Annotated in this window: 17 protein-coding genes and 1 riboswitch; of the genes, 10 read left to right on the plus strand and 7 right to left on the minus strand. The window is 58.2% G+C overall.

Features of this window, described 5'->3' with window-relative positions; genetic code table 11:
• Nucleotides 1–248 precede the first annotated feature (248 nt).
• Genes Q1A44_RS18050 through dctP form a run of 3 tightly spaced genes read right to left on the minus strand, consistent with a single transcriptional unit; the run spans nucleotide 249 to nucleotide 3,095 of the window.
• Nucleotides 249–1,508 (minus strand): TRAP transporter large permease, encoded by a 1,260-nt coding sequence (locus Q1A44_RS18050; protein WP_299628084.1) that lies wholly within the window; start codon nucleotides 1,506–1,508, stop codon nucleotides 249–251.
• Nucleotides 1,505–1,996: a TRAP transporter small permease subunit gene (locus Q1A44_RS18055; protein WP_299628086.1), complete on the minus strand. Its 492-nt coding sequence runs from the start codon at nucleotides 1,994–1,996 to the stop codon at nucleotides 1,505–1,507. The genes Q1A44_RS18050 and Q1A44_RS18055 overlap by 4 nt, the downstream gene beginning before the upstream one ends.
• The gene (dctP, locus tag Q1A44_RS18060; protein ID WP_299628088.1) at nucleotides 1,989–3,095 is read right to left on the minus strand and encodes a TRAP transporter substrate-binding protein; all 1,107 of its coding nucleotides are present in this window, start codon (nucleotides 3,093–3,095) and stop codon (nucleotides 1,989–1,991) included. Before dctP ends, Q1A44_RS18055 begins: the two co-directional genes overlap by 8 nt.
• Nucleotides 3,096–3,323: 228 nt before the next feature.
• Between dctP and Q1A44_RS18065 the strand changes: the two genes are divergently transcribed.
• The 7 genes from Q1A44_RS18065 (at nucleotide 3,324) to Q1A44_RS18095 (ending at nucleotide 8,882) form a co-directional block, all read left to right on the plus strand.
• Nucleotides 3,324–3,788 carry a nuclear transport factor 2 family protein gene (locus tag Q1A44_RS18065; protein ID WP_299628090.1) on the plus strand — a complete coding sequence of 155 codons (465 nt, stop codon included), beginning with the start codon at nucleotides 3,324–3,326 and terminating at the stop codon, nucleotides 3,786–3,788.
• 51 nt (nucleotides 3,789–3,839) lie between these two features.
• Nucleotides 3,840–4,427, plus strand: a complete 588-nt coding sequence (locus Q1A44_RS18070) for a pyridoxamine 5'-phosphate oxidase family protein (RefSeq protein WP_299628092.1) — start codon at nucleotides 3,840–3,842, stop codon at nucleotides 4,425–4,427.
• Between the two features lie 118 nt (nucleotides 4,428–4,545).
• Nucleotides 4,546–5,505: an AraC family transcriptional regulator gene (locus Q1A44_RS18075; RefSeq protein WP_299628094.1), complete on the plus strand. Its 960-nt coding sequence runs from the start codon at nucleotides 4,546–4,548 to the stop codon at nucleotides 5,503–5,505.
• Nucleotides 5,506–5,667: 162 nt separating this feature from the next.
• Nucleotides 5,668–5,931 (plus strand): hypothetical protein, encoded by a 264-nt coding sequence (locus Q1A44_RS18080; protein ID WP_299628096.1) that lies wholly within the window; start codon nucleotides 5,668–5,670, stop codon nucleotides 5,929–5,931.
• Nucleotides 5,932–6,010: 79 nt separating this feature from the next.
• Nucleotides 6,011–6,877, plus strand: a complete 867-nt coding sequence (locus tag Q1A44_RS18085; RefSeq protein ID WP_299628098.1) for a cysteine hydrolase — start codon at nucleotides 6,011–6,013, stop codon at nucleotides 6,875–6,877.
• 136 nt (nucleotides 6,878–7,013) lie between these two features.
• Nucleotides 7,014–7,499: a YHS domain-containing (seleno)protein gene (locus tag Q1A44_RS18090; RefSeq protein ID WP_299628100.1), complete on the plus strand. Its 486-nt coding sequence runs from the start codon at nucleotides 7,014–7,016 to the stop codon at nucleotides 7,497–7,499.
• Nucleotides 7,500–7,604: 105 nt separating this feature from the next.
• Nucleotides 7,605–8,882, plus strand: coding sequence for an NAD(P)H-dependent oxidoreductase (locus Q1A44_RS18095; RefSeq protein ID WP_299628102.1), 1,278 nt, complete (start codon nucleotides 7,605–7,607; stop codon nucleotides 8,880–8,882).
• A 286-nt stretch (nucleotides 8,883–9,168) separates the two neighbouring features.
• Here Q1A44_RS18095 and Q1A44_RS18100 read toward each other — a convergent pair whose 3' ends face one another.
• The 4 genes from Q1A44_RS18100 to Q1A44_RS18115 form a co-directional block, all read right to left on the minus strand.
• Nucleotides 9,169–9,726, minus strand: a complete 558-nt coding sequence (locus tag Q1A44_RS18100; protein WP_299628104.1) for a hypothetical protein — start codon at nucleotides 9,724–9,726, stop codon at nucleotides 9,169–9,171.
• 14 nt (nucleotides 9,727–9,740) lie between these two features.
• Nucleotides 9,741–11,867: an AAA family ATPase gene (locus Q1A44_RS18105; RefSeq protein WP_299628106.1), complete on the minus strand. Its 2,127-nt coding sequence runs from the start codon at nucleotides 11,865–11,867 to the stop codon at nucleotides 9,741–9,743.
• Nucleotides 11,864–12,298: a hypothetical protein gene (locus Q1A44_RS18110; RefSeq protein WP_299628108.1), complete on the minus strand. Its 435-nt coding sequence runs from the start codon at nucleotides 12,296–12,298 to the stop codon at nucleotides 11,864–11,866. Before Q1A44_RS18110 ends, Q1A44_RS18105 begins: the two co-directional genes overlap by 4 nt.
• A gap of 424 nt (nucleotides 12,299–12,722) precedes the next feature.
• The gene (locus tag Q1A44_RS18115) at nucleotides 12,723–14,375 is read right to left on the minus strand and encodes a class I SAM-dependent methyltransferase (protein WP_299628110.1); all 1,653 of its coding nucleotides are present in this window, start codon (nucleotides 14,373–14,375) and stop codon (nucleotides 12,723–12,725) included.
• 141 nt (nucleotides 14,376–14,516) lie between these two features.
• A riboswitch (cobalamin riboswitch) is annotated at nucleotides 14,517–14,733 on the plus strand.
• A 122-nt stretch (nucleotides 14,734–14,855) separates the two neighbouring features.
• Here Q1A44_RS18115 and Q1A44_RS18120 point away from each other — a divergent pair.
• The 3 genes from Q1A44_RS18120 to Q1A44_RS18130 are packed head-to-tail and all read left to right on the plus strand — an operon-like array spanning nucleotide 14,856 to nucleotide 16,981.
• Complete coding sequence (locus Q1A44_RS18120) at nucleotides 14,856–15,251, plus strand: DUF1636 domain-containing protein (protein ID WP_299628112.1); 396 nt, start codon at nucleotides 14,856–14,858, stop codon at nucleotides 15,249–15,251.
• The gene (locus Q1A44_RS18125) at nucleotides 15,248–16,042 is read left to right on the plus strand and encodes an ABC transporter ATP-binding protein (RefSeq protein WP_299628114.1); all 795 of its coding nucleotides are present in this window, start codon (nucleotides 15,248–15,250) and stop codon (nucleotides 16,040–16,042) included. Before Q1A44_RS18120 ends, Q1A44_RS18125 begins: the two co-directional genes overlap by 4 nt.
• A gap of 3 nt (nucleotides 16,043–16,045) precedes the next feature.
• Nucleotides 16,046–16,981 carry an ABC transporter substrate-binding protein gene (locus Q1A44_RS18130; RefSeq protein ID WP_299628116.1) on the plus strand — a complete coding sequence of 312 codons (936 nt, stop codon included), beginning with the start codon at nucleotides 16,046–16,048 and terminating at the stop codon, nucleotides 16,979–16,981.
• Nucleotides 16,982–16,983: the final 2 nt, after the last annotated feature.

Here is a 16,983-nt window from a genome sequence, read left to right on the forward strand (position 1 = left end):
ACCAGACATGTTCACCACTCGTTTTTCGAACCGTGAATCACGCCGTCGCCCGGAAATCAATGGGTCCTGACCCTAGACGCCATTGCACGGCGATCTACACCAGGCCTACTGTGCTGGGATGTTCGTCGGTTTTCTCTGAGACAGCGTATCTGCACGGCGCTCAGATTTTATTGTGTGTCTTGATAGGACGTGGTCAGGCTTGAGACCGAGCATGTGTCAACACACACGGGAATTCGGCAGCTTGATTGCTATTCAATCAGCGCCAGCGAAAGCCACGGCACGAATGTGACAACCATCAAGACAACCAGCATCAATAAGACAAATGGCAAAACGGACATCGCAACACTTGAAACACGCTCTTTGAATGATCGGGACGCGATCAGCAGGTTCAGTCCCAAAGGAGGGGTCAGCAAGCCGATCTCGAGATTGACGACCACGATTATACCAAGGTGGGCAGGGTTCACGCCTATCGCCGTACCCACAGCCAGCATCATCGGGGCAAACAGCAAGATTGCTGACACCACATCGACCAGGCAACCGATGATTAAGAGCGCCAGATTCAGGACCAAAAGGATCGCCACCTTGCTGTCAAAGATGTTCAGGACCCATTCAGCAAAAGCGTCCGGCAGTCCTTCACTCGCGAGAAACGACTTGAGCATCAGGGCGACCGCGACAATTGGCATCAGTGTTCCCAACATGACCACACTGGACTTCATGACGTCAAACAGACCGGAAAACCCGAAAGACCGATAGATCAGCACTTCCACCGATGCCGCATAGACCACCGCAAACGCAGCGGCTTCAGTAGGCGAGAACACACCTGAATATATTCCGCCCAACAGAATTATTGGGGTCAAAATGGCGCAAAATCCATTTTGAAAGGACGCAATCAGCCGTCGGGAGGAGAACGTACCCCGCGTCACTTCCCGGTTTGTGAAGATACTGTGAACGGCGAATATGATCACCAAAAGAATTCCGGGCAATACGCCCGCAAGAAAAAGATCGGCAACGCTTGTATCGGTCACCAGTCCATAGACGATGAGGGGGATCGACGGCGGTATCAATATGCCAAGAGTTCCGGAGGATGTCACCGATCCGATCGCAAATCGGCTGCTGTATCCCGCATCTTTGAGGGCTGGGTACATAACCGACCCAATCGCAATCAGTGTCGCGGCTGAAGATCCGGAGATTGCCGAGAAAAAAGCGCAGGCGAGGATGGTGGCAACACCCAATCCTCCAGGCATCCAGTCCGTTGCAGACTTGAAGACCTCGACCAGATGGTCGGCAATGGACCCCCGTGCGATGAGATTTCCGACGACCAGGTACATCGGGATCGCCAACAGCGCATGGTTGTCCATCGCTGTCCAAAGATCCTCGACAACATAAAGAATGGTTCCGTTGCCATAAACGACCTGTACGTACGCGGCTGCAACGAGCAGGATCAGAACCATGTTCTGGCGCAGCGCCAGAAGAACCAAGACGATGAAAAGCAGCAGCAGAGAGTTCATGAGGCCTTGTCGACCAAGGATTCTTTTGCCTTTGGGGAAATTGCGAAAACCGTATGTTTCAAGGCGCATGACGCCAGAACGCAAGGTAAGACAATCTGAACTGGCCAAAGGGGTGCATTGAGTACCGGTACGCGGTCCGCGTAGACATAGGACTGCATGACGAATTCGACCGCAAAGACTGCGAATACCCCGAAAAGGGCGGCTGAAATCACATCTCCAACTCTGTCGGCCCAGACGTGCGGGATGATGTTGTCCGCGAATGTTGGCCTGAAATGCACGCCAGAGCCTGTGGCAAGCGTCAGCCCAAGCATGCAGGCCACGATGCCAGACAAAACCCCGAGTTGCGGCGACCCCCGCACCGCGGTCGAAAAGATATCGACAGCGATAACATCCACTACGAGAACCAGGACAAGCGCCGAACAGGCCAACACTGCCAGGCTCGCCTCAAGCCGGGTCAAGACCCTCAAGAGCCGCTGAGAACTAGCCATCACAAGCTGCCTTGGCCGCCCTTATTTGGGCCAGCAACTGCACAGCACTCTCACCGAGCGATGCCGCAAGTTCATCCTGAATTCCCTCTGCGGCGGTTCGCCATGCGGTTTTTTCACCCTCTGATAAACGCCTGATTGAAACGTCTGCGTCTAACAGCTGGCTGAGCATTTTTTCTTCTGTGTCCAGAATGGTCGCCGAAAGGCGAGGGCCAGAAGATGTCACGATTTCAAGCCATTTCCGCTCCTGTGCGCTCAGGCGATCATAAGTTGATTTGGAGACAGCGATCGTACCGATCAAGCGGGTGTGGTTGCTGATCGTCAGATGCGGAGCAATCTTGTGGATGCCGATGCCGACACCAAATGCAGTGGGTAAGAAAGCTGCATCAACACTTCCGGTCTGTAAGGACAGGATCGTGTCCGAAACACCCAGCGGCACCCCAACCGCTCCCAGTCTACGGGAAAACAGCATATCGACCGATGTTTCGGATATTCGGACTTTTCTGCCTTCAAGATCTGACGGAGCAGCGATAGGATTCTTCGAAAACACAATGGTATTGCCAACTTCGAGCCAGCCCAAAGGCACCAACTGCGCGGCTTCCATCGTGTATTCGAGGATCGAACCCAGGTGCTTGGTTGCAACGCAGGATCCTTGCGCAGTCGTGTCAAAGAGGAAGGGTGACGAAACAAGGTCGATCTCCTTCTCGATGAGCGAAAGGTAGACATTGCTGATCATGATCATGTCCAGCCGCCCCTTCATGCCTTGCCGAAGGAGTGTCTTTTCCCCGCCCAATGCAGCGTCGCCGATGACCCGGATGCGCAAAGCCCCATTCGAGGCTTTCTCGATCTCGTCGGCGACGTCCTGCACCCACACACCCCAGGGCGAAGCGCTGGGGGCCGCAGTCCCAAGCCGAAGTTCGGTTTGCGCATGCGCCGCCCCGCCCATGAGGACCGCAGTCAAGATGGATACTTGAGCGACCAGTTGCACCGCCCTTACCCACGAAAGAATGAACCAGACGCAAGTGTACAGTCTGAAAAAGCCAAAATTGATTGTTTTCACCTGAAAAGCCCCGCACCGTTTATGGCAGGGTAGCATAAACATAGAAAAATCGCACCGGGGATGGCAGGTTCGGTCAAAGAGTTGGCAGGCCGTGCCAATACCCAACCGATTCCCAACCCTACATTCAGCATCATAGCGCGCTTCGAAACCCACAAGCGTTTGTCCGGTTGTCAGAGACCCTCCCCGCCTGACGCCCCGGACGCCCCGGTCGCCTTGCCGCCTCCCCCTAGCGACCGGGGCCATTTTGCGGTCTTGATGAAGGATGAGAGCATGACACGCCCGCCACTGCCCCCCTTTGACGAACCCTCGGCCTCTGAAAAGGTTCGGTTGGCCGAAGATGGATGGAACAGCCGCAACCCCGAAAAGGTTGCCACCGCCTACACACCAGACTGCCACTGGCGCAACCGGGCCGAGATATTTCAGGGCCGCGACCGGATCGTGGAATTCCTCACCCGCAAGTGGGCGCGCGAGTTGGATTACCGGTTGATCAAAGAACTCTGGGCATTTCACGGCAACCGGATCGCGGTGCGTTTTGCCTACGAGTACCATGACGACAGCGGCACCTGGTTTCGCGCCCACGGCAACGAAAACTGGGAGTTTGCCGAGAATGGTTTGATGCAAAGACGCATCGCGTCGATCAATGACCACCCAATCACAGAAAGCCAACGCTTGCTCAGGTGGACCTCTGCTTCCCGCCCCGAGGGTCATCCCGGCCTGACTGAACTCGATTTGTAAAAGGCAGGAACCATGCCGAATGCTTATGCCGACATTGGATTTACGCCCCATGTGCGTGAAGAACAAAAACGTTTCGGATCCGCCCGGGCCTACGCCCGGGTCTTATCGCCAGATCGTCAAGATGGTGGCGAATTGACCGCCCGCGAGGCCGAATTCCTGACCGAACGAGACGGCATCTATCAGGCGACGGTTTCCGAAACCGGCTGGCCTTACGTCCAGTTCAGGGGTGGTGCCCCCGGCTTTATCAAGGTCATTGACCAATGGACGATCGGATATGCTGATTTCAAAGGCAACCAGCAATATATCAGCGTGGGCAACCTGCGCCATGATGACCGTGTGTCGATCATCGCGCTGGATTACCAGTGCCGGAAACGCCTGAAGCTCTGGGGCCACGCGCAGATCGTGGAAGACCCTGATGTCATCAGTCTTCTGCATGATGGAACAGGCCCCAAGGTCGAGCGTGGCATCGTGATCCGTGTTGCGGCCTTTGACTGGAACTGTCCTCAGCATATTCCCATCCGCCTCACCGATGCCGAGCGGGACAACGAAATCACGCAACTGCGCTCACGCATCAAGATGCTGGAAAGTCGATTGAATGAAACCGCCGCGGTCACACAGGAAGCTGGGCTCCCGGAATAGTCGCTCAATCCAACGCGTTCTTGGATTGGGTGGTTCAGCCCGCCGTGATGGTGTACCCCTCTGGGCCATGCCAAGTGTGACAAATGCGTTCGCGCGCACGATGGCCAAAGCGGCCGGGATGACGCTGACAGACGACGGTGCGTTGATCTCCGACGGTGCCGTTGTGCATCGTATCCGGCCCCTTGAAAGCAGTAGGCTCCAGGACACCGACTTTTTCAACCTGACAGAGTGGATCCGCAACAATCATAATGACGAAATAACGCTGATGAAGGCGTATGCGGAGTTGATCCAGACGGACGATCTCGGTGTGTTGGGGTTGGCCATCAAGACAGCCCCCACCCTGCGCACATCGCTTCAACGGGTTGAACGCTATTATCGGCTGGTAACCGACACAGCGATTTACCATCTGGATGAGACAGGCAGCCCCGCGTTTCTTGCTATCGAGGGGCAAACCGCGCACCATCCCGTTCTGGCCTTCCGAAATGAGACCGCAATGGCCGGATTTGCCGTAAATATGAAGCGGATCGTGGGGGGTGAACTCACCTTTGAATTTGTCTCTTTTCGTCATTCCTGCCGAAGCCATGCGGATCGCTATGCCGAGTATTTCGGTTGTCCGGTCAGGTTCGACTCAGAGCGTGACGCGATCGCGTTCGATCCGGCTGTCCTCGATCTTCCGAACCGTCTTGGGGATCAGGCGGTGTCAGATTTTCTGACAGCGCACCTTGAGACCGAAATCAGTTCGCTCGCGGACACGCCTTCGCTTGCAAGCACGCTGGTCCGCCGCCTGACCCCCGCGCTCAGCAACGGGTTGCCGCAGGCAGCAAAGATAGCGCGCGATATCGGGCTAAGTGAGCGCACCCTCTATCGTCGCCTGGCCGATGAGGGGCTGACCTTTCGCGATGTACTGGCGCAGGCACAATCCGCGCTGGCTCAGGAATTGCTCAGGGACAGCGACGCCTCGATTGCCGAGATCGCCTTTCTAACCGGATTCTCCGAGCAAAGCACGTTCAGCCGCGCCTTCAAGCGCTGGGTCGGACAAGCACCGGCACAATTCAGGCAGCAATCCTCAAACATCTGACTGGTCCCTCACCAGACTGTGGCAGGTTCGGCCATGACCTTGGCAGGTCGGGCCAATACCTGACGCGGTCTGGTGCCTAACTTCTTTCCAACGATCACCGCAACGGGCTGCCACCCTCCCACCGGAGTGCAGGCATCTTCCAAAGCAGGAAAGGCGTTTGACATGAATGAAGTCACAAGAACCTATCACCAACCTGCGTCTCGGCACTCCACCGACGGTCGCGCCGAGACCCGCGAGACCGGTGCGACCGGATTGAACGACATGACCTATCTGATCCTGTCTGCCATCGCAGCCGCCCTTCTTGTTGGTCTGCTGGTTCTGCCGGTCACCATGCCCGGAACGGCACGCCTCTGGGCACAGGCAGATTTGCCCGCCCCCTTAGATTCGACGGTCCTGGCCCAGAACTCCGTGTCTGTGCGGGCCTGAAGCCAAACCATCCAGACCATCCTCCCGGTGGTGCGCCAAGACAGGCGTTCCGCCATCACCCAAGCAAAGGAGCTTTGCTATGAACAATCACGATCATACCCACACGGACGGCTGCGGCTGCGATGTGACCCCCGAACGGGTCGACATGGCGCGCCGCCGCCTGATGGCCGGTGCCGCTGGTGCAGCCGCCGCTGGTGCTGCTGCCATCACCGGCACAACAGCGACGGCCGCGACCGACGAAGCCCGCGCACTTTACGCCGATCCCGAAAACCCTGGCCTGCCGCAAATCGACATGGAGATCGCACCCGGTCGTACGGCCCTGGTCGTGACCGATCCCCAGATCGACTTCCTCTCAGAGGACGGCGTGACCTGGGGCGTTGTCGGCGAAAGCGTGACCGAGCAAGGCACAGTGGACAATATCGAAAAGCTGTTTATCGCCGCCAAGGCGGCGGGCATGCCAGTGTTCATCTCGCCCCACTATTACTACCCGCACGATCACGACTGGCAGTTCGAAGGCACGCTTGAAGCGACCATGCACGCCATCGGCATGTTCGACCGGCTTGGGCCGCTCAACCTCGACAACTTCGAAGGCTCCGGCGCCGACTGGATGCCGCAGTACAAGAAGTACATCGAGGACGGCAAAACCGTCGTCTGCTCGCCGCACAAGGTCTATAGCCCCGCGCAGAACGACCTGAACCTGCAGATGCGCAAACGCGGGATCGACAAAGTGATCCTTGCGGGTATGTCCGCGAACCTGTGCACCCAGGCGCACCTCTATGAATTGCTCGAACTGGGCTACGAAGTCGCCGTGGTTCGTGACGCGACGGCTGGCGCAAAAGTGCCCGAAGGCGATGGATACCTCGCTGCCATCATCAATTTCCGCATGGTCGCCAATGGCGTCTGGTGGACGGATGAGGCCGTCGAACGCATCGGCCATTCCGCCTGACCTCACGTGATCCGGAGGGAACAACATTGAGCTTCGGACGCATTTTCCCCGGTGTAGCGACCGCATGGTCGCTGCTCCTCACCCCGGCTGTTCCTCGGCTGGACAAAACACTCCAAAACCCCCGAAAGGAAAACAGATGACCTACACACGTATGGTTCCCACCATGGCAATGGCCTTTTCGCTTGCGCTCGCAACCGCCGCGTTTGCCGCTGACGAATACAACGTCGCCAATGGTCTGACGCTGAACGGCAATCCGCTGGGCATGCATGGCAACGATCCGGTTTCGATGTTCGAGAACGCAAACCCCGCGCAAGGAGATGCGGCCTTTACCTCCTCCCATGACGGCATCGACTACTACTTCACCTCGGCCGAAGCGCAGTCCATGTTTGACGCCGATCCCGCGGCCTACCTGCCGCAATTCGGAGGCTTTTGCGCGTTCGGCGTGTTCCTTGGCAAGAAGCTGGACGGTGACGTGCGTTATGCCGACATCGTTGACGGCAAGCTTTACCTGTTCGTGAATGCAGCGGTCCTTGCGAAATACCGCGAAGACCCGACAGCGGTCATCGCAGGCGCGGACGCCAAGTGGCCCGGTATCGTGAACACGCCCGTCAGCGATCTCTGATCCGGGACCCTTGGAAATGGGGCGGCGCGCGCAGATGCACGGGTCGCCCGCACTTTTCATAGCAACCGGCGCGAGAAACATCGCCCCCACCCAAAGGAGAAAACCATGGCGACCCTACTTCGCATTGACGCCAGCGCCCAACAGCAAGACCGTTCCCTGACGCGCATGCTGACAACGCTGTTCACAACCGAATTTCTGCACGCCAATCCGGACGCAAAGGTGATTGTCCGCGATATCGGGCAAGACCCGATCCCGGCAATTGATCACCGCTTTGTCCACGCAGCCTTTACCCCGCCTGAGGCACGTGAAGATTGGATGACCAACAGGCTGGCACTTTCGGATGCGCTGATCGACGAAGTTGTGGCTGCGGATATCATTGTCATGGGCGCTCCGATGTACAATTACGGAATGCCTGCAGCGTTGAAAGGTTGGATTGATCACATTGCGCGGATCGGCCGAACTTTCTCGTTTGATCTGGCGCGTGGTGATTCCCCGATCGAACCGATCCTGAAAGGCAAGCACCTGGTCGTGCTGTCGTCGCGTGGCGAGTTCGGGTTTGAACCCGGTGGGCCGCGGGCTCACATGAACGCACTGGACCCTGCAATTGCCGCCTGCGCTCACTACTTCGGCGTCGATGCTGCGCACATTCAGACGGTTGCCATCGAGTATCAGGAGTTCAAGGACGCGCGGCATGACCGTTCAGTCACCGCCGCAAAAGAAGCGACGCGCGCATTGGCACAACAGTTTGGCAAGTCTGCCAAACAAACGATTTTTCACCAGACTGACTACCCCGAAAAAAGAAAGGACCAGACAATGAAAGACTTCCCAACACACACGATGGAGTCCGCCCCAGCAGACGCAAAACCGATCCTTCAGGCCGCCCTGAAGGGATATGGCTTTGTGCCCAACCTCTACGCCGCCATGGCCGAAGCCCCCGCGATCCTGGAAGGATACACAACGCTATCCGCCATTTTCGGCAAAACGGATCTGTCAGAAACCGAGCGTCAGATTATCCTGATGACCAACAACCGGCTGAACGGCTGCAAATACTGCATGGCCGCGCATACTACGTTGTCGCAAATGGGCGGCGTGCCGGATGATGTCATTGCATCGCTCCGCAACGATACACCCATCGCAGATAGCAAGCTGGAAGCCCTGCGTCAGTTCGCCATTGTGATCAACGAAAGCCGGGGCTGGCCCACAGACGCGGAGATCGAAAGATTTCTCAAGGCCGGCCACACACAGCAGACCGTGCTCGAAGTCATTCTTGGGACAGCGTTGAAAACCTTGTCCAATTACACAAATCATGTCGCTGAAACGGATCTGGATAGCGCGTTCGCTGCGAATGTGTGGTCCTCTCCGACTGTGCAGGCAGCAGAATAGACTTTCACGACGAACGACTTGTCCGTCGAATGCGAAGGGGCAACGACACAGGAACACTCCAGCCGTTGCCCCAGATACTTAGAGGATCGACCACAAGGCGGCCTTTGAATGACGGCCACTGACAGTTTCGGGACGTTCCTTCATATTGCAGCATTGGACAATTTGGGCTCTCACCCCGCTTTAGCTGCAGGCTACACGAATGGCTGCTGTCGGGAAACGGGCCAAAGTTTGCAAAGTCAGTTATCTGCGCGGAGCTGACCTTAGTCGTGAAGCAGGCATCCTCATCTCACCCCATGTACGGACCAGAGCGATGCCGCGTTTGCTTAGGTGCCTTGTCTCGCTGCAAATGCACCGCCCATTTTGGACGATCCTCTTGGCTCACGTAAAGCCGCATGTCATCGCGGTGCCGTGTCATCGCGACATAGGCCAGATGTTCATCCATCGTGCGCGACGCCAGCACATAGGATTGATCCACAGTCGCACCTTGGGATTTGTGGATTGTGACGGCATAGCCGTGATCAAAGCTGCGATATTGCAACGGGTCAAACGTCATCTTTCGTCGCGTGTCGCCGTCCAGCGCGACAGACAAGCCACCGTCATTGGCCTCAACCACCGTCCCGAGCATCCCGTTTTTGACGCCAAGGTCTTTGTCGTTCTTGCCAAAGACAATCCGGTCGCCCGCCGCCATTGCACGTGGGCCAGTATCCGTTTGGAACAGTATTTCAGGCGGCGCATTTTCATCGCGCAGCGAAGCTCGGATAGACTGATTCAACGCATGCACATCCTTGCGACGATGCGCAAAGGCCAGCCGTGTTTGTGCGGGATTGCCAGATGCGACATCCATCACATACCGCTCTGTCAACACTTCAATTGCAGCATCGGAGGACGCATCTTGGAGCACATTGTCTCGCTTGGTGTAGGCTGCCACAGCCTTTGGGGCTTTCCCGCAGCCAGGTCTTTTGACGCCTGTTTCTGCCAATCCGCGCGCTGACGGTGGATTTCGGTCAGCTGCGCAGCGCCATGTTTATCCACCAGATCACGGAATGGCGTGCCAGCCTCAATCGGCTGCAACTGGTCTGGGTCGCCCACTAGCACCAGTTTTGCACCGATCTCGTTCAGTTTCGACGTGACCCGCGCCATCTGCCGCGTCCCAATCATCCCCGCTTCATCGACCACCAGCACATCGCCATTGGCAATTGGAGCGTGCCCATTGGCCCAAGAGGTCTCCAATGAAGCCAATGTGCGGCTTTTGATGCCAGACGCTGTTTCCAGCCCATCCGCCGCTTTGCCCGCCAGTGCCGCGCCATGCACGGTGATGCCTTGGCGCGCCCATGCGTCCCGCGCTGTGGCCAGCATCGTGCTTTTGCCTGCGCCAGCCAGACCGACAACAGAGGTCAACTGTGAAGCCGACAGCACGTGTGTCACGGCGTCTCTTTGCTCTGTACTCAATTTGCCACCAAAGGCGTGCTGCATTGCACGGTCTTGGCTTTGCATCGCTGCTTGAGCATGCCCGGACGATACAGCAACACCGCGTTGACCTTGCATCGTGGCGGCATTGGCCTCGACCGTCGCGACTGCCCTTTGATAGTCCCGCGTCGTGTATCGCGGCGATCCGTCATGCGGCACGTCCACCAATTCCGGCGAGGTCAGCGCCTCTTTCGTCAACGCCTGCAATGCCATCGGGTCATCAAAGCGTTTGGCCAGCGCACGCATCACGTCCGCACGGCCAAAGCTGGCCTTGGTATGCGAGAGATAGTCGACGATGCGGCCGGGTTGGTCTTTCAGCTGCGCCGTGCTGAACGGAATGTCGTCCTCTGGCAGCACCAGAGTTTGACGCGGATCACGCCGTGCGGCGTCAAACTCGGATCGGGCTTGTGCGCGTTGGCGTTCCTGATCCAGCGCCCGCCGTTCTGCCAAATGCCGCTCAATCAAGCGGTCTTGTTCGGCGCGATCTGTCTCTTTGGCTATTGCCGCCTGCGTCTGCAGAGTTTGCACAACAGCGTCATAGCGCCCCGTCATCCGCAGAAACGCCGCCCGCACCCCTTTTGGCTGCGCTTGCTTTGCAGCGTGCAAGCGCGCGGCCTCGCGTTGCAGTTGCCCGGCCAAAAGTGCCGCGCGTTCTTCCTTTTGACGCTGCACCAAAGCGGCCCGCGCCGCCTCAAACTGGTGATCTGGTTCAATACGCTTGGGGCGGGCAAGCCCGGCCAACTGGCCCCGAACATCCGCAATCGAAGGACAGTCTGCCTCCGGCCCCAATCGGCGGCGCAGCTCTTTCGCCCGCACACCTGTCCACCGCGAGAGGGACCAAACCTTGCCATCCGCATCCACCGCGACAAACCCGCGCCGCGCGCCGCGCGCCAAAACATAGCCCTGATCCCGCAGCGCCGCTTCAAAGCTTGCGCGATTGTCCGATGCCGCCCAACACGCCGCGAACATCGCCTTTTGCGCCTGGGGGTCGCGCTGCGCGCGTTTGGCCTGTTGCCCCTCAGCGCGGCTGTAGTTCTGGCGTTTGGCGCGACCCCGCTCTTTAAATCCGTCCGGCATATCCCAGTCATGTTCCAGATAGAGATCGCGGGAGAGGCCAAAGAGCTTGCGCTTGTAATGCGACAGGTTGATCGCCTTCATCTGGCTGGCATCGATCTTTGACCACACGCAATGCGCATGGCGGCGTCCGTTCTTCTCATGGAACACAATCGCTTTGGGTTGCCCCACCAAACCGAGTTCGCGCTCAACAGAAGCAATAGTGGCTTCAAACGTCTCGACACAGACGGAGGCGGAGGATGGCGGATTGAGCGACAGCGAGAACAGATATTTCTGGCAGCGCGTGCCCGTTGCAATCGCCTCAGCTTCGGCAAAAGCCCCGAACAAGTCCTGTGCCAAAAACCCATCAACCATGTGGACTGTCACATGATCGTTGTCACGCGGGTTCAGCAAATGCCGCGCCAGTTCCGCGCCGTATGCGCGTTCATTGCCTTCGAGGATCACGCGCGCTTCCCCAGACCTTCCATTAGCAAGGTGCGAATGGCCAAAAGATGCGCATTGGCTTCCCTGATCTGCTCCTTGGTCTCCGCATCCTCAATCAGCGCGCCCACATTGGCATGATAAGCCAGTTGGTTGAGATTGCTGGCAATGCGGGATTGACCCAAGAGAGCAAGCGCTTCGGCCATCGCTTTCTTGTTCGTAACGGGGTCAGTCGCAGCCTGCGCCCGTGTCCGCGCATCCTCTGCAAACAAACAAGCACGGGCATAGGCGCTGAATGTCATGCCAGCGGCTAACACTTTCAGACGTTCCCGCTCAGCAGGGGTCAGGCGCAGGGTCAACGGCGACAAGGCGCGACGGTTGCCAGATTCGGATGTGCTGGCTACGGCCGCGAAATCCGTCACGGCCTTTTGAGACAAGGGATGCGGGGAACTCATGGCGACGGCTCCGAAGCATCGGGTGCCAATAGGACTGGTGACGGATCGAATGGCTCGTCCGCAGCGTTCCGCGCAGCATCCGCGAACGCCTCAAGCCTCTGGAAAACCTCCGGCTCAGCCTTGAGAATAGCAGTCCAATTCTCCAACTCTTCAAGGATTTGGCCGCACTCAGATGGTTCTAGGTTCGTCTGCTCTGCTCCACCATTTACTAACCTTTCCGCTCCTTGCTGTGCTCCGCGCTGCGGTGGGCCCGACTTACGCGCATCGCCTTTGGCGCTACGCTGAGTGCGGGAGTTCAAGTCTCCCCCACGCCACCACTTCCATCAACATCGACTTAGACTTGGTAAGGTATCTCAGCGGCAGTCGCGTGTCACGCTCAGGATCAGCGCGTTTTCCGATCTATGTGCGGCCTCGGTCTGTGTGATCATCGCTTCACGCAGAAAAAATCGTACATCCTCAGAAATGTGTCGGGATGGCGACGCTCGTGCTTGTCCCAAGCTTTAAGGTCGCGCATGCGACGCTGGGCCATGCGGGGCGGCATTTCTCGCAGCACCGCGTGGGCGGAAGGGCTTGAAAAGCCCAGGAATCTCAGGCGGTTTCGCCGCAACATCGCGTCGATGTCTTTCAGGGTAAACTGATGTTCCTGCACGTGCATGACCAGGTCTCTGAACTCGGATGCCGCGTAAAAATCCGGGATGGATTGGAGTGGGGCGAGCGCATCATCGTCGCTCTGCATTAGGCGGCGACGAAAGGCGCGAATGTCGGTCAAATTGGGTGATGTAGTGGCCTCGCTCAGGTGCGATCGCGCGGCATTTACGGCATGGCGCGCCGCCTTGCTGTAGAGCGCGAGCCTCAGGTATCCGCCCGGTTTCAAGATTTTGACCAGGGCTTGTAGGCCAGCCTCCGGCTCTTGCAGGTGGTGCAACACCCCAACGGATTCGATCAAGTCAAAAGCCACGTCGCTATCCGACAGCTTGAGGATATCCGCCTGAGCAAAGGCCACGTTGCCGATACCGCGCGCCGTCGCTTCGCGGCTTGCATAGGCGAGGCTGGCGCGGCTGAGATCAATGGCCAATACGGCGACGTTTGGCAGTGTCTGGGCAACAGAAATCGGATGCGCGCCAGTGCCAGAGCCTGCGATCAGAACTTTGGCGGGGCGTGCAGACAAGTCCGAGGCAAGACTGTGCTGACCGACGACGGAGGCGACATATGCCGAAACCGTATCAAACCGAGTCGCTTCGGGCAGATGATCCCACCGTGGATAGGGGTTTTCCTCATATTGCGATTGCACGTTTTTCGAAGAGTCAGACGTCACCGGAGTGAGTGCGTCAATCTGGATATCGTCCTCGATCAGGCGGTTCAAAACAAGGCGCCGCAGCGTGGGATCCACCGCATCCAAATGCCGACGGCTCAGGGCCTTTACCCAGTTTCTGATCGCATTAACTGCGTAAAGTGGACGGTACGCGCCGATCAGGAACAGCGCGAGGGCAGAAATATCGGCCCCGGTTTCAATTTGCGCTGTCACCTGTGTGATCAGCTTTTCAACGGCGTCAGCCTCGGCTTGGGTTTCATCCCAGATGTATTCGGTCCGAAAACTGTGTTGCGCCATCGCCTCGGCCAACGCGACCTCGACGGTTTGCTGCGCTTGGTTGGCAAAGCAATCTTCCAAAAGCGTTTTGCGCAAGGATATCAGGACGCCTTCCAAGTGCAGGCAGTGGATGCGTCGGTGGTACAAATAGGCTGTGATCAGCGCGATGGTGGCGGGGGGGAATTCGATTAGATCGTCGCCCGCCTCAAGTTGCGCGTTGAATTCGCAGCGCAAGCTATTTTGGGCAAAGCGATCGACTTGCCCGGACAGATCGGTGTCTGCCGAAAGTCCTGCGATCAATTGTGCCGTGAGGGCCTCGGACCGGGGTGCAGATGGATCAAGCTCGCCTAATGCTACCAGAAAAGCAGCCTGTTTGCCGTCCTCGGTGGCTATTGTGAAACGTTGATCTTGAGCGACAGGTTCTGAACCGGTGCGCTGTCTTGCTGCGCCTGTGGTGATGCGCAGTGCGCCTTGTGCCGTGGCTGCCATCAAACTGTCCCTTGGTTGTCATGGGCGCAACACCTAAACACGCAAGGTTAATTTGATCTTGCAGGTGATGCTGGCCCTCGATCTTTGAACCCGAAAACGACAACAGGCCTTCGTTTTTGAATTGACCGCCACGCGGCATTGGGTTCAGGTGCGTGCGATGGTTCTCAAAGGCCTGTGGCTGACGAGATGAAAAGGGAACACGGTGCGGCCTTGCCCATGAGGCACCAAATCCGTGACTGCCCCCGCAACTGTAAGCGGTAAGCGACCCCGATAGGGACCACTGGACCACAAGTCCGGGAAGGTTCGGGAGAGCTGCGACCCGCGAGTCAGGAGACCTGCCATCACCGGCGCATGTCATGCGTTCGGCAATTCAACTCGATGCAGGCGGGGTGCCTGGTCAGGAGCATATGATGAAGACGCGGCCCGATCCGCAACATTATGGTTCTGTTTTGTGTGCCCTTCCCAAAGGCGGAGGGCCTTATGCAACATCACATTACAATTTGCACATCCTGTCGGCACAAAGGCACTGAATGCCGTCCTGGCTATGAGCTGATCGACCGTTTGCGCAAGGCGATTGCCTCGGCGGGCGATAGCGTTACAGACGATTTCGAAGTGTCTGGCGTGGCATGCATGGCGGGCTGTGACCGACCATGTACCGTGGCCTATCATGGGACCCGCAAGGCCACATACCTTTTTGGTGATATCGAGCCCGACGCCGATATTGATGACCTTGTGGCCTTTGCCAGGCAATATGCCGCTTTGGAGGATGGTTGGTGTTCGTCACTGGACCGGCCCGGCAAGCTGCGCACCGCGACGCTGGCCCGTGTGCCCGCCGCCATGCTGGCCATTGAGGAACGCAAGGTGCGCGCCTCGTGACCGCCGCCAGCCTGTCGGTCAAGGATCTGTCATGGTCCCCGAAACGGGGCGGTGACACGCTGTTGCACCGCACCAGCTTTGACCTCGGCGCGGGGCGGGTACTGGGCATTGTGGGGCCAAACGGCGCGGGCAAGACAACCCTTTTGCGCATGCTCTACCGGTTCCACCGCCCGGCGACGGGCACCGTCTGTGTGGACGGTGACGACATCTGGAGCTTGTCTGCCCGAGCGGTGGCTCAACGAGTGGCGGCCGTCTTGCAAGAACAGCCCAGCGATTTTGCCCTGACCGTGGCCGAGATCGTGGCGCTGGGACGCACACCGCACCGCCAGGGATTTGGGGGCGGCGCCGGTGCGACCGACGCAGAGATTGTGCACAACGCGTTGCAGCAACTGGACTTGCATTGGCTGGCCGACCGCCATCTGGAAACCCTGTCGGGTGGGGAGCGCCAGCGCGTCATGGTCGCCCGCGCCCTGGCGCAAGAGCCGCGCCTGCTGATCCTGGACGAGCCAACGAACCACCTCGATATCCGCCACCAGCTTGAAGTCATTGATCTGATCCGGGGCTTGCCGCTTACGATTGTGACGTCGCTGCATGACCTGAACCTGGCTGCAGGTGTGTGTGACGATGTTCTGCTGATGCGATCGGGGCACCCCATCGGGTTCGGCCCACCATCGCAGGTGTTGTCAGAGGCCGCTGTTTCAGACGCTTTTCGGGTTGAGGCCCGGCGCGAACAGCTTATGCCAAGCAACGCAGATCACCTGACCTTTCATCTCTCCACCAAAAGGAACTGACCCGTGAAGAAAACCCTCCCGGCTGCAATTGCACTGGCCCTGACCGCAGGATTGGCCGCCGCCGAAACCACGGTGCAAAGCTGCAACCGCAGCGTCACATTTGACGCCCCCCCGGCCAGAGCCATTTCCAACGACGTAAATCTGACGGAAATGATGCTGGTGCTGGGTCTGGCGGATCGCATGGTTGGCTATACTGGCATCTCGGGCTGGAAGACGCTTGAGGAAGACATGCGCGCAGGTGTTGAACAACTCCCGGAATTATCGGCCAAATATCCCTCGAAAGAGGTGTTGGTGGGCGCGGATGCGGATTTTTTCTTTGCCGGTTGGAACTATGGCATGAAAGTCGGCGGCGAAGTGACGCCCGAGACCCTCGCGCCCTTTGGCATCCAGGTCTATGAACTCACCGAATCCTGCGCCCACATCATGGATCGGGACAAGGCCAGCATAGAGGATATGTATGCCGATCTGATGAACCTTGGGCGCATTTTTGACGTTGAAGCGCGCGCGGCCGAGTTGGTGGATGGCTACCGCGCGGACCTGTCAGCTTTTGCAAGTGGGCTGGACACCGGCGAACCGCTGCGCGTGTTTGTGTATGATAGCGGCGAGGACACCCCCTTTACCGCTGGTCTTTATGCCATGCCCACGGCCCTTATTGAGGCAGCGGGCGGCGTCAACATCATGAACGATTTTGACAAAAGCTGGGGCACCGTCACCTGGGAAGAAGTGGTGGAGCGCAACCCGGAAGTTGTGGTGATCGTCAACTATGGCGACGTGACGGCCGAGCAAAAGCGCGCCTTCATGATGTCGAACCCCGCCTTTGCCGATCTGGAAGCGGTCAAGAATGACCGTTTTGTCACGCTGGAATATGTCGAGGCCACGCCCGGCCCCCGCAACATCCAGGCCATCAAGACCTTGGCCCGCGCCTTTTGGGGCGAGTGAGC

It is taken from the genome of uncultured Tateyamaria sp., from assembly GCF_947503705.1.
Taxonomy (GTDB): domain Bacteria; phylum Pseudomonadota; class Alphaproteobacteria; order Rhodobacterales; family Rhodobacteraceae; genus Tateyamaria.